The sequence below is a fragment of the Micromonospora phytophila genome, from assembly GCF_023656545.1.
Classification (GTDB): domain Bacteria; phylum Actinomycetota; class Actinomycetes; order Mycobacteriales; family Micromonosporaceae; genus Micromonospora; species Micromonospora phytophila.
On sequence record NZ_JAMOKF010000182.1, the window covers coordinates 1 to 11,180 of the forward strand.

At 73.0% G+C, this 11,180-nt stretch carries 7 protein-coding genes; 2 read left to right on the forward strand and 5 right to left on the reverse strand.

The genetic code is table 11. The annotated features are described in order from the left end of the window. Positions 1-139: 139 nt before the first annotated feature. Positions 140-1,423 carry a phosphopyruvate hydratase gene (eno, locus tag NCC78_RS20120; RefSeq protein WP_250796254.1) on the reverse strand — a complete coding sequence of 428 codons (1,284 nt, stop codon included), beginning with the start codon at positions 1,421-1,423 and terminating at the stop codon, positions 140-142. Positions 1,424-1,656: 233 nt separating this feature from the next. Between eno and NCC78_RS20125 the strand changes: the two genes are divergently transcribed. After that, entirely contained in the window at positions 1,657-2,346 is a 690-nt protein-coding gene (locus NCC78_RS20125) for a hypothetical protein (protein ID WP_250796255.1), read from the forward strand. Between the two features lie 49 nt (positions 2,347-2,395). Here NCC78_RS20125 and NCC78_RS20130 read toward each other — a convergent pair whose 3' ends face one another. The 4 genes from NCC78_RS20130 to mfd form a co-directional block, all read right to left on the reverse strand. Continuing rightward, positions 2,396-4,015 (reverse strand): DUF885 domain-containing protein, encoded by a 1,620-nt coding sequence (locus tag NCC78_RS20130; protein ID WP_250796256.1) that lies wholly within the window; start codon positions 4,013-4,015, stop codon positions 2,396-2,398. Between the two features lie 93 nt (positions 4,016-4,108). Continuing rightward, positions 4,109-5,107 (reverse strand): nucleoside triphosphate pyrophosphohydrolase, encoded by a 999-nt coding sequence (locus tag NCC78_RS20135; RefSeq protein WP_250796257.1) that lies wholly within the window; start codon positions 5,105-5,107, stop codon positions 4,109-4,111. A gap of 2 nt (positions 5,108-5,109) precedes the next feature. Then, positions 5,110-5,907 (reverse strand): SurA N-terminal domain-containing protein, encoded by a 798-nt coding sequence (locus NCC78_RS20140; protein ID WP_250796259.1) that lies wholly within the window; start codon positions 5,905-5,907, stop codon positions 5,110-5,112. 140 nt (positions 5,908-6,047) lie between these two features. Continuing rightward, the gene (gene mfd / locus NCC78_RS20145) at positions 6,048-9,692 is read right to left on the reverse strand and encodes a transcription-repair coupling factor (protein WP_250796260.1); all 3,645 of its coding nucleotides are present in this window, start codon (positions 9,690-9,692) and stop codon (positions 6,048-6,050) included. Positions 9,693-10,133: 441 nt separating this feature from the next. On the opposite strand from mfd, the gene NCC78_RS20150 reads away from it, so the two are divergent. Continuing rightward, complete coding sequence (locus NCC78_RS20150; RefSeq protein WP_250796261.1) at positions 10,134-11,063, forward strand: cyclase family protein; 930 nt, start codon at positions 10,134-10,136, stop codon at positions 11,061-11,063. The last annotated feature ends 117 nt before the right edge of the window (positions 11,064-11,180 follow it).

An 11,180-nucleotide genomic window follows, 5' to 3' on the forward strand; every position in this document is an offset into this window, starting at 1 on the left:
CCGCCCTCGCGGACCGACGCCCGGGCGCCCCGGGCCCCGCCCGGCCGGCCGGACTGACCCGGCCGACGGGCGGGACGCTGACCGCCCGGTGTGCGGCGCTGCTGCATCGTCACACCCCTCCCCCGAGGTTTCGCGTCCGTCAGGCGGAACGGTAGCGCGGGAACGCGCCCGCCCCGGCGTACCGCGCCGCGTCGGCCAGCTCCTCCTCGATCCGCAGGAGCTGGTTGTACTTGGCGACCCGGTCGGAGCGGGCCGGCGCGCCGGTCTTGATCTGGCCGCAGCCGGTGGCCACCGCGAGGTCGGCGATGGTGGTGTCCTCGGTCTCGCCGGAACGGTGGCTCATCATGCACTTGAAGCCGGCCCGGTGGGCGAGGTCCACCGCGTCGAGGGTCTCGGTCAGCGAACCGATCTGGTTCACCTTGACCAGCACGGCGTTGGCCGCGTTCTCGGCGATGCCGCGGGCGATGCGCTGCGGGTTGGTGACGAACAGGTCGTCGCCGACGATCTGGATCCGGTCGCCGACGGAGGCGGTCAGCGTCTGCCAGCCGGTCCAGTCGTCCTCCGACAGCGGGTCCTCGATCGACACGATCGGGTAGTCGCCGATGAGCTTGGTGTAGTAGTTGCTCATCTCCTCGGCGGTCTTCGCGGCGCCCTCGAAGGTGTAGGTGCCGTTGTCGAAGAACTCGGTCGCCGCCACGTCGAGCGCGAAGACGATGTCGGTGCCGAGCCGGTAGCCGGCCTTCTCGACCGCCTCGGCGATCAGGTCCAGGGCGGCGGCGTTGGTGGGCAGGTTCGGGGCGAAGCCGCCCTCGTCGCCGAGCCCGGTCGCCAGGCCCTTCTTCTTCAGCACCGACTTCAGCGCGTGGTAGACCTCCGCGCCGGAGCGCAGCGCCTCGCGGAAGCTGGGCGCGCCGATCGGCGCGACCATGAACTCCTGGACGTCGACGTTGGAGTCCGCGTGCGCGCCACCGTTGAGGATGTTCATCATCGGCACCGGCAGCAGGTGCGCGTTCGGGCCGCCCAGGTAGCGGAAGAGGCTCAGCTCGGCACTGCCGGCCGCCGCCTTCGCCACCGCCAGCGAGACACCGAGGATGGCGTTCGCGCCCAGCTCGGACTTGCTGTCGGTGCCGTCGATGTCGAGCATCTTCTGGTCGATCAGCCGCTGCTCGCTGGCCTCGTAGCCGATGAGCTCGTCGACGATCTTGTCCTCGATGTTCGAGACCGCCTTCTCGACGCCCTTGCCCTGGTAGCGGTCGGCGTCACCGTCGCGCAGCTCGATCGCCTCGAAGGCGCCCGTGGAGGCGCCGGAGGGCACCGCCGCGCGGGCGATCGTGCCGTCGTCGAGCCCGACCTCGACCTCGACCGTCGGGTTGCCCCGCGAGTCCAGGATCTCCCGGGCGACGATTCCCTCGATGGTTGCCACTGAGTCGCTCCTCGTTTGTGTGTTCCGGTCCGGTATGGGCCGCGACGGTGCGGCTGAGGCAGGTGTTGAACGCAGCGTATCGGGCGGCGGTCGGGCGCGGGACGTCCGGTCGCGCACGGCCCGACCCCGAACCCGAACCACCGACGGCCCGCCATGCGGACATTCCCGGATTCTCGGGCGTCAACCGGCAACGGGTTTGCGCGCGGTTGACCCGATCGGCCACGCTGGTCGCCATGCCCGCCGCCTCGACCACCTTCCGCCTGCTCGCCGTGTCGGTCATCGCGTCGCTGACGGTGACCGGCTGTCAGACCCTGGACGACGCCGGCCGGGCCATGGGGCGGGCCGACCTGGTCAACGACATGGCCACCCGGCTGGACCGGGCGCTGGAGCTGACCTACTCCGCCGACTACCAGCTCGCCGGCGGGCAGCGGGCCACCATCGCCCAGGCGCAGGACCCGGCCCGCTCCGCCTACATCTGGCCCGGCGGCAGGCTGACCGTCACCCCCGAGGCGACGACCCGGTGCGAGACAGCCGGACGCACCGTCTGCACCGTGGAGGTCCCGCCCGCGCCCAACGCCAAGCCCTCGGTGGCCGTCTTCACCGAGGCCAAGCGGCGGGGCCTGGTCACCCCGCCGATCGTGGTGGGTCTGCTCACCACCGCCGCGCTGGACCCGGAGGCGGTCATCACGCAAAGCGACACGACGCTCGCCGGCCGCCACGCCACCTGCGTCGACGTCGAGCAGTCCGCCGGGGACTTCACCGCCTGCGTCACCACCGAGGGGGCGCTCGGCAGCTTCGCCGGGCAGGTCGACGGCAAGGCGGCCGAGCTGACCTTGACCAGTTACCGCGAGACCGCCGACAGCGCGGCGTTCGAGCTGCCGCCCGACGCCGGCGTCGTGGACCGCCGCCAGGCCAACTCCTGACCGACGCCGCGCACGAGCGGCCCGGCAGGTGGCGGCCCGCGGTCTAGGTCTAGACGCCGAGCAGGGTGCGCAGGTGGCGCGGGGGCGGGCAGTCGTGGGCGAGCATCGCGTCGTGCCAGTCCCGCACCGACACCCCCGCGGGCCGGGACCGGGCGATGTCGGCCACCTCGCTGTAGCCGACGAAGTACGTCGAAAGCTGCGTCGAGGTGAGCAGCGCGCGACGCCACTTGCCGGCCGCCTCGCCCTCCTCCTGGAAGCCGCGCCCGGTCATCAGCGCCATCGCCTCGGCCTCGGGCAGCTCCTCGCAGTGCACGAGCTGGTCGAGCAGCGCGTTGATGGTCATCCGCAGCTGCATCTTGAGCTGCTGCAGGCGCACCGGCAGGCCGCCAAAGCCCAGCCCCGCCATCACCTCCTCCGCGTAGACCGCCCAGCCCTCGATGAACGGGCCGGAGCGGGCCAGCGCCCGCACCCGGGTGTCACCCGCGTACCGGCGGGCGTGGGCGAGCTGGAGGAAGTGCCCCGGCATCGCCTCGTGCACCGTCAGGTTGCGGATCATGTGGTCGTTGTACTCCCGGTAGAACGACTCGACCCGGTGCGCCGGCCAGTCGACTGGGGTCGGCGCGATGCAGTAGAAAGTCGGCACGTCGGCCGTCTCCAACGGGCCGGGCGAGTCGCAGTAGGCGACCGCCACGCCCCGGGCGAACTGCGGCATCACCTGGATCACGCACGGGTCCTCGACCATGGTGACCAGGTCGTGCGCGCGGACGAAGTCGCTGGCCTCGTCCAGGGTGACCGAGGCCAGCTCCACGATGGTGTGGTCGTCGGGGTGCTCGGCGGCCAGCAGGTCCAGCGCCCGGCGTACCGTCGCGTCGTCGGCCGGACCGCCGACCAGCTCGACGGCCGCCGCCCGGATCTCCTCGGTGACCCGGTCCAGGTTGGCCCAGGCCCGGCGCTGCACCTCGGCGGCGCCCAGCTCGGTGTCAAGGGTGTGCCAGAGCCGCGCCTCCCAGCGCCGCCGTCCCAGGCGCGGGTCGCGCCCCGGGTCGGCGTCGGCGGCCAGGCCGGCGCGCAGCCAGGCGACGAACTCCTCGATCGCCGCGATGGCCGCCGTCGCGGCCGGCTCGACCCGGTCGTACGACGCGGGCGCCTGCGCGAGCAGCGCCGGCACCTCGTCGCGGATCAGCGCCGCCGTGCCGGTGAACTGCCCCACCGCCGTCCCGGCGTGGACGCGCGGCATGTCGCGCAGCGTCGCGCGCGCGGTCGCCAGCGCGTCCGGTACGGCCGCCAGCCGGCCGGCCAAGCTCTCCAGCCGGACCTCGACCGGGGCGTACGGGCGGGCCACCAGCGCGTGCAGCAGCGGCCCCGGGTTGTGCCGCAGCGGATCCCACTCGTGGCCGCGGATCTCGGTCAGCTCGAACAGCGCCCGGTCCACGAACGAGGTGAGCAGGGCGTGGTCCACCTGCTGCTCGACGTCGAGCGCGTCCGGGTCGAGCTCGGAGAGCGCGTCCGCGGCCTCCTTCAGCATCCCCTGGTCCGCCGTCACCGCGTCCGCGGAAAGATCCGGCAGCCGGTCGTCGTACCGGTGGTCCCCTGCCGAGGTGGCCAACCCGGGCCGGCTCTCCAGCAGGGCCTCGACGATCCGCTCAGCCAGCGGCACAAACGCTTCCATCCCCCGACCCTACCGATGTCCGCGCCAGCCCCCCGCCCCTTGCGTTGATCATGAGGTTGGCGGGCGTGATTCCGGCAATCCGCCCGGCCAACCTCATGATCGACTTTGATCGGGGCTGGGGGTTTCGCGCTCGGCGGCGCGGACGGCTTCGGCGTAGGCCAGGGTGGTGCGGCGGAGGGCGGCCTCGGGGTCGAGGTCGGCCTCGCGGGCCGCCGCGACCGTGGCCAGGAGGCTCGCGCCGAGCCTGGCCTCGGCGTCCACCTGCGACTCCGCCAGGGGCGGCGGCACCGCGAGGCCGATCCGGCCGGCGCGTTCCAGGATCTTGGCGGCCAGGGCGAGCGCGGGCTGGCTCAACGCGATGCCGTCCAGCACCGAGTCACGGGCCTTCTCGGCCCGCTTGATCCGCTCCCAGCTGGCGGTGATCTCCTCCAGGGTGCCCGCCTCGGCGTCGGCGAAGACGTGCGGGTTGCGCCGGACCATCTTGTCGACCAGGCCGCCGGCCACGTCGTCGACGTTCCACCGCTGCTCCTCGGGCAGCTCCTCGGCCAGCCGGGCGTGCAGCACCACCTGCAGCAGCACGTCACCCAACTCCTCGCGCAGCGCGTCGGTGTCGCCGGCACTGATCGCGTCGTACGCCTCGTAGCACTCCTCCAGCAGGAAACCGGCGAGGCTGCGGTGGGTCTGCGCCCGCTTCCACGGGTCGCCGCCCGGGGAGACCAGGCGATCCAGCACCGCCACCGCGTCGAGCAGCCGGGCGCCCGGCGGGTCCCACGAGCCGTACATCAGCTCCATCTCGGCCAGGCCCGGTTCGCGGGCCAGCCGCAGGCCCAGCTGCCGGGCGAGCGACTCGTCACCGGCCGGACCGGCCAGCCAGACCGCGGTGCCGTGCGCCGCCACCGTGTCGAGCAGCGCCTGCGTCGCCGGGCCGTCGACCACAGTGATCTCGGCACCCGCCGCGCGGACCGCGGTGGTCAGCTCGCTCTCCGCCCCGGCCAGCACCGGGTGCTCGCGTACGAGATCCCAGGCGGCCGCGGTCAGCAGCCCGGCCGGCAGCCGGGGCGAGGTGACCAGCAGGACGATCCGTGCCGACATGCTCAGCTTTCGCCCGGCCCGGTCGCCTCCGGGCCGGTCGGCTCGACCGACGGCAGCGGCTCCGGGGTGGAGATGTCGGTGACCGGCCCGTCGGCGTCGATGTAGGGCAGCGAGTAGAAGATCAGGGACTGCCCGTTGCCGACCACCGACGGCACGCCCAGCGGCTGGAAGCGCGGGTTGACCGAGGTGCCGACGCGCTCGGCCTCGTCCTGGAGGGCGGCGCTGAGCGCGGCGCCGCTGCGGACGAACCCGCCGTCGCCGAAGAGCTCGCGGACCTGGGCAACCCCCAGCCCGGAGTCGATCTGGCCGGTCTTGGCCAGCGCCTGGTAGACGGCCATCACCGCGTCGTCGCTCAGCTCACCCGGCGGCAGCTGCTGGCCCAGGACCTGGGAGATGTCGGCCCACTCGCCCCAGAGCTTCGCGTACTCGGCGGTGGCCGGCATCTGGAGCTGCTGCTGGAGCTGCTCTGGGGTGATCTGGTCGGGCACCTGGAGCTTCTTGGCCGCGGCCACCCGCTTGCCCAGCTCGATGCTGACCAGCAGGTTCACCACGTCCTGCCGGGTCACCTTGGAGCGCAGCTGCTCCGGCGACGGGCTCGCGCCGGCCTGGGCGGCCTCCTTGCGCACCGCCTCGCCGAACGTCTCCTGGGCGTCGGAGTAGATCGCGTCCACCCGGCTCATCGAGTAGGTGGTGTCACCGACGTACGCGGCGACGTCCGGCGCGGACTTTCCGCACGCACCGAGGGAGAGGACACCGAGGGCCGCGACGCTGGCGGCGGCGATGAGACGGCGAGCACGCATGACCGTCACTCTCTCATGCCCCACCGCAACCTGTGACGCCCCCCACCTCCCCACTCGCCCCGGTCGATCATGAAGGTGTCGCCCGCCGCCTCGGGGGCGGATCGTGGCGACAACCTCATGATCGACATCGGGTACCGGGGTCAGCGGGCACCCGCCGTCGCCGGCTGGGCGGGGACGGGGTCGCCGAGGACGTCGGAGAGGAGCTGGGCGCACCACTGGAGCAACGCCAGGTCGCGCAGCGGTTCGCCGCCGACCCGCCGGGTGCTCGGCCGAGGCACGCTGACCTGGTCGGTCGCCGACTTGTAGACCGAATCCGGGTGGTAGCGCTTGAGTCGAAGCTGCTTCGAGTCCGGCAGCGGCAACGGGCCGAACCGGATGTGCTTGCCCTGCATCGACACGTCGGTCAGGCCGTAGCGTCGGGCCAGCAGGCGGAAGCGGGCCACCTCGACCAGGTTCTGCACCGGGGCCGGCGGCTCGCCGTACCGGTCGGTCATCTCGGCAACCACCTCGCCCAGCCGCTCGGAGTCGCGGGCCTCGGCCAGCTTGCGGTACATCTCCAGGCGCAGCCGCTCCACCCCGACGTAGTCGTGCGGCAGGTGCGCGTCGATCGGGAGGTCGATCTTGACGTCGGCCTCCTCCTCGGTGCGCTCGCCCTTGAACGCCGACACCGCCTCGCCGACCATCCGGACGTACAGGTCGAAGCCGACGCCCTCGATGTGGCCGGACTGCTCGCCGCCGAGCAGGTTGCCGGCACCCCGGATCTCCAGGTCCTTCATCGCCACGTACATGCCGGCGCCCAGCTCGGTGTGCTGGGCGATGGTGGCCAACCGCTCGTGGGCGTGCTCGGTGAGCGGCTTCTCCGGAGGGTAGAGGAAGTACGCGTACGCCCGCTCCCGGCCCCGGCCGACCCGGCCCCGGATCTGGTGCAGCTGGGCCAGGCCGAGCAGGTCGGCCCGCTCCACGATCAGGGTGTTGGCGTTCGGGATGTCGATGCCGGACTCCACGATCGTGGTGCAGACCAGGACGTCGAACTCCTTCTCCCAGAAGCCGACCATCACCTTCTCCAGCGCGTCCTCGCCCATCTGGCCGTGCGCCACCGCCACCCGCGCCTCCGGCACCAGCTCGCGGATCCGCCGGGCCGCCCGGTCGATCGACTCGACCCGGTTGTGCAGGTAGAAGACCTGCCCGTCGCGGAGCAGCTCGCGGTGGATCGAGGCGGCCACCTGCCGGTCGTCGTACGCCCCGACGAAGGTCAGCACCGGGTGCCGCTCCTCCGGCGGGGTGGCGATGGTGGACATCTCCCGGATGCCGGTGATCGCCATCTCCAGCGTCCGCGGGATCGGCGTGGCCGACATGCTCAGCACGTCGACCGAGGCCCGCAGCGACTTCAGGTGCTCCTTGTGCTCGACGCCGAAGCGCTGCTCCTCGTCGATCACCACCATGCCGAGAGACTTGAACCGGGTCGCGGTCTGCAGCAGCCGGTGGGTGCCGATGACGATGTCCACGGTGCCGTCGGCGATCATCTCCAGCGTTCGCTCGCTCTCCTTCGGCGTCTGGAAGCGGGACAGCTGCCGGATGGTCACCGGGAACTGACCCATCCGCTCGGCGAAGGTGTTGTAGTGCTGCTGCACCAGCAGCGTGGTCGGCACGAGCACCGCCACCTGCTTGCCGTCCTGCACCGCCTTGAACGCCGCCCGCACCGCGATCTCGGTCTTGCCGTAGCCGACGTCGCCGCAGATCAGCCGGTCCATCGGGACGGTCTGCTCCATGTCCCGCTTGACCTCTTCGATGGCGGCGAGCTGGTCCGGCGTCTCCTGCCAGGGGAAGGCGTCCTCCAACTCCCGCTGCCACGGGGTGTCGGGTGCGAACGAGTGGCCCTTGGACGCCTTGCGGGCCGCGTACAGCTGGATCAGCTGCGCGGCGATCTCCTTGACCGCCTTGCGGGCCCGGGCCTTGGACTTCTGCCAGTCCGAGCCGCCCATCTTGTGCAGCGTGGGCTGCTCGCCGCCGACGTAGCGGGAGAGCTGGTCCAGCTGGTCGGTGGGGACGAAGAGCCGGTCGCCGGGCTGGCCGCGCTTGCTCGCCGCGTACTCGATGACCAGGTATTCCCGGGAGGCGCCGTTGACGGTGCGCTGTACCAGCTCCACGTAACGGCCGATGCCGTGCTGCTCGTGCACCACGTGGTCGCCGGCCTTGAGCTCCAGCGGGTCGATGGTGTTGCGCCGCCGGCTCGGCATCTTGCGCATGTCCCGCGTCGAGGTGCCCCGACCACCGGTGACGTCGTTGCCGGTGAGCAGCACGAAACGCGACGCCTCGTCGACGAAGCCGCTGGTCAGACAGCCGCAGGCGACCAGCACCTCGCCGGGGGCGGGCGCGGCCGGCACCTGTTCGACCAGCCGCGCGCCGAGGCCCGCGTCGCGGAGCACCTCGACCGCCCGCTGGGCGGGGCCGTGCCCCTCGAAGACCAGGGCGATCGACCAGCCCTCGCCGGCCCAGCGCTTCAGGTCGTCGACCACCCGGGTGGTCTCGCCGTGGTAGAGCGGGGCGGGCTGGGCGGCCAGGGTCACCGCGATCGCGTCGTCGGGGGCGACGTCGACCTCGGTGGGTGCGTCCTCCCAGGGCTGCCGGCCCGGGGCGGCGTCCGCCTCGACCAGGCCGAACGGGGCGAGGGTCCACCACGGCTGGCGCAGCGCGCGGGCCGCCGCGCGGACGTCGCCCAGGGTCTTGAAGGCGGCGGCGCCGAGGTCGACCGGGGCCTGCCCGCCGACGGCGGCCGCGGCCCAGCTGGCCTGGAGGAACTCCTCGGAGGTACGCACCAGGTCGTGCGCCCGGGTGCGGATCCGCTCCGGGTCGCAGAGGAGCACGTGGGTGCCGGCGGGCATGCAGTCCAGCAGCAGCTCCAGGCTCTCGTCACCGAGCAGCGCCGGGACCAGCGACTCCATCCCCTCCACCGGGATGCCCTCGGCCAGCTTGTCGAGGATCTCGGCCAGCTCCGGGTGCTCCTGGGCGAGGGCGGCGGCCCGCTCCCGCACCGCCGGGGTGAGCAGCAGCTCCCGGCACGGGGGCGCCCACAGCTGGGCGACCTGCTCGATGGTCCGCTGGTCGGCGACGGCGAAGGTGCGGATCTCCTCCACCTCGTCGCCCCAGAACTCGACCCGGGACGGGTGCTCGTCGGTGGGCGGGAAGACGTCGAGGATGCCGCCGCGCACGGCGAACTCCCCGCGCTTGGTGACCAGGTCGACCCGCGCGTACGCCATGTCGGTCAGGCGGCGGGCCACCTGCTCCAGATCCGCCTCCTCACCGGCGGCGAGCTGCACCGGCTCCAGGTCGCCCAGCCCCTTGAGCTGCGGTTGCAGCAGCGACCGGACCGGCGCCACCACCACCCGCAGCGGGCCGGTGCTGCCGTGCGCGTCGGCCGACGCGGGGTGCGCCAGCCGGCGCAGCACCGCCAGCCGCCGGCCGACGGTGTCGGAGCGGGGCGAGAGGCGCTCGTGCGGCAGCGTCTCCCAGGACGGGAAGACCGCCACCTGCTCCGGCGTGAGCAGACTGCGCAGCGCCGAGGCGAGGTCGTCGGCCTCCCGGGTGGTGGCCGTCACGGCGAGCACCGACCGGCCGGCGCCGCCGTCGGTCGGGTCGGCCGCCACCGCGGCGACCGCGAACGGGCGCAGCGCGGACGGGCCGGTGATGTCGAGGCCGTCGACCTGCGCGGCACCGGAGCGCGCCAGGTCACGCGCCCGGGCCAGCCCGGGGTCGGCCAGGGCGGCGGAGAACAGACCGGTGAGCATGTGTGATCACTTCCAGGGGAGTCAGCACTGCGCGCGGCGCACGACAGAAGCCCCTCGTCCGTCCGGACGGGGGGTGTACGTCTGCCAGCCTATCTCCGCCCACCGACGCCCACCCGCTTCCCACACACCCCGCCCCACCGACCCCCTCCCCTTGCCCTCCCACGCGCCCTCACCCCGCCGCTCCCGCCGCGCGCCCTTGCCCCGCCCACGCGCCCTTGCCCCGCTGCTCCCGCCGCTCGGCCGCGCCCGTCCGCCGCTCGGCCACCCGCCCGCGCGCTCGGCCGCCCGCGCGCCCTCTTCCAAGATCCGCGCAGTTTCACGGAAAGAGTGGCCTCCGGGACGTGGGAGGCCACTCTTTCCGTGAAGTTGTGCGGGGCTGACCTGGTCCGGTGTGGCGGTGCTGATCTTGACGGGGACCGTGGGGCGTGGTCGGGTGGGGGGATGAGTGGGCAGTGGCGGGCGCAGTTCGACGCGGAGGTCTCCTTCGCCAACGGTGGAGGACTGCGGACGGAGGGGTTCCGGCTGGACATTCCCGGCCGGGAGATCGGCGACGACGAGTTGGCGACGCTCCTCGTCCGGCACCTCGGGCTGCTGATGGTGGCCGAGGTCCGGATCACGAACAAGACGATCATCGAGGAGCCGCACAAGGGCGGCCGGGGCGTCGACGCCGGTCACGGGCCGGACGGTACGACCGCCGGGGCCGGGCGGCGACTGGTCGAGCTGAGCCACGTGGTGCGCGACGGAATGACCACCCTGCCCGGCTGGCCGGCCCCGCGGATCAGCGAGTGGTTGACCCGGGAGGCGTCCAGGGCGAACTACGCCCCGGGCACCGAGTTCCAGGTGGGGCGGATCGACATGATCGCGAACACCGGCACGTACCTGGACACTCCCGCCCACCGCTACGCCGACGGCGCCGACCTCGCCGGCACGCCGGTGGACCGCCTCGCCGACCTGCCCGGCATGGTGGTCCGGGTGCCGGCCGGCACCCGCGCGGTGGACCGCCTGCTGCTGGCCCCGTACGACGTCGCCGGACGCGCGGTGCTGCTGCACACCGGCTGGTCGGCACACTTCGACACCGAGCGGTACGGCGCACCCGAGGCACCCCATCTCACCGGTGACGGAGCCCGGGCGCTGGTGGAGGCGGGTGCCGCCCTGGTCGGCATCGACTCGATCAACATCGACGACATGGGCCCGGCGGCCCGGGGCGAGCGCCCGGCGCACAGCGCACTGCTCGCCGCCGGCATCCCGATCGTGGAACACCTCACCGGCCTCGACGCCCTCCCGCCGACCGGCTTCCGGTTCACCGCCGCCCCACCGATGGTGGCCGGGATGGGCACCTTCCCCGTCCGCGCCTTCGCCGTCCTGGCCTGACTGTGAGCATGGCGGGGTCGGCTCAGTAGTGGTGAGCTGATTGCTGGCAGTGGCAGGTGTGACCCTTGGCCTGACTGGCCCTTGTGCCTTTGGCGGGACTTGTCCGTCTGCTGCTGC

What these genes read in the sequence shown, in the direction of transcription:
- NCC78_RS20125 (WP_250796255.1), top strand. Translation starts at nt 1,657, where the DNA reads ATGCCCGCCGCCTCGACCACCTTCCGCCTGCTCGCCGTGTCGGTCATC.
- NCC78_RS20130 (WP_250796256.1), bottom strand. Translation starts at nt 4,015, where the DNA reads ATGGAAGCGTTTGTGCCGCTGGCTGAGCGGATCGTCGAGGCCCTGCTG.
- NCC78_RS20135 (WP_250796257.1), bottom strand. Translation starts at nt 5,107, where the DNA reads ATGTCGGCACGGATCGTCCTGCTGGTCACCTCGCCCCGGCTGCCGGCC.
- NCC78_RS20140 (WP_250796259.1), bottom strand. Translation starts at nt 5,907, where the DNA reads ATGCGTGCTCGCCGTCTCATCGCCGCCGCCAGCGTCGCGGCCCTCGGT.
- mfd (WP_250796260.1), bottom strand. Translation starts at nt 9,692, where the DNA reads ATGCTCACCGGTCTGTTCTCCGCCGCCCTGGCCGACCCCGGGCTGGCC.
- NCC78_RS20150 (WP_250796261.1), top strand. Translation starts at nt 10,134, where the DNA reads ATGAGTGGGCAGTGGCGGGCGCAGTTCGACGCGGAGGTCTCCTTCGCC.